Source organism: Halomonas llamarensis (genome assembly GCF_023555005.1).
GTDB classification, from domain to species: Bacteria; Pseudomonadota; Gammaproteobacteria; order Pseudomonadales; family Halomonadaceae; genus Vreelandella; species Vreelandella llamarensis.
This window is the reverse complement of sequence record NZ_JAMJPJ010000086.1, coordinates 1-868: the sequence shown is the minus strand read 5'-3', so window position 1 is coordinate 868 and position 868 is coordinate 1. Positions and strand designations below refer to the sequence as shown.

Annotated in this window: 1 protein-coding gene; it reads left to right on the top strand. The window is 47.7% G+C overall.

Annotation, left to right across the window (positions count from 1 at the left end):
• Positions 1-144 precede the first annotated feature (144 nt).
• Positions 145-693 carry a DUF4760 domain-containing protein gene (locus M8006_RS17675; RefSeq protein ID WP_250084524.1) on the top strand — a complete coding sequence of 183 codons (549 nt, stop codon included), beginning with the start codon at positions 145-147 and terminating at the stop codon, positions 691-693.
• The last annotated feature ends 175 nt before the right edge of the window (positions 694-868 follow it).

Below are 868 nucleotides of genomic sequence, written 5' to 3'. Positions count from 1 at the left end.
AGGCGCGCACCTTAGTGGCTGAATGCCGATATTAGGATGACTCAGCCAGATGAGTGGCTGAGTCAAAAAATCAGGACGACAGGCGATAGACATGGCTCGAAATCGGGTTTTTCTACAGCCTCGTTAGCCCTTTGAGAGATGAGTATGGACTACTTCCTTGACAATATTCTTCCGATATTTAGCTTCGTCGTGTCACTCCTTGCATTAGGGAGCGTTTTATTAGCCTGGATGCGGATAAACCAAGTTAATAAATGGAACAAGGTAAAAGTTACCGCTGAGTTTGTTGATACTGAACGCGCAGAAAAGCTTCTAGACGAAGTGGATGCGAAACTTACGCGCCTCCAACTTCCCCTGAAGGGTGAGGTGTCGAGTACAGAGGCTGAACAAATCCGAGCCGATGCTGACGCTTGCAAGGCATTGAACCGCTACCTCAAGTATCTCGAACAACTTGCAGCCGTTATCAATATAGGAGCGATCGACGAGGATCTCGCATACCAATTCATGGTCTGTGAGGTTATCCATGCGCAAGAGCGGTTTGCGCTTTTTATAAGGCAAAGTAATGCGATTAATAACGACGCTGAAATTATGGTAGAGCTAGAGAAGCTAGCGAATCGGTGGAGGCAGTCAAAGAACGCCGCGCGTACCAGCTACCAAGAATTACACGAGAAGCTCGGACTTCGCCAGAGGCTGTAGGAGATGGCTAACAATCACATGCACCCGGACAGCAAAAAGCGCCGCTCGTACTGAAGTGGTTGAATAGATGTGACCACCCCAGTTAAGGAATAATGCCCTGAAACTGGAGATGGATCATGACCACACGAAAGCAGTACTCGAAAGAATTTAAACTGGATGCGATTAGCCTAGTGCT

Bases quoted from the DNA above. Each gene is read 5' to 3' on its own strand.
- M8006_RS17675 (WP_250084524.1), top strand. From the start codon at position 145: ATGGACTACTTCCTTGACAATATTCTTCCGATATTTAGCTTCGTCGTG.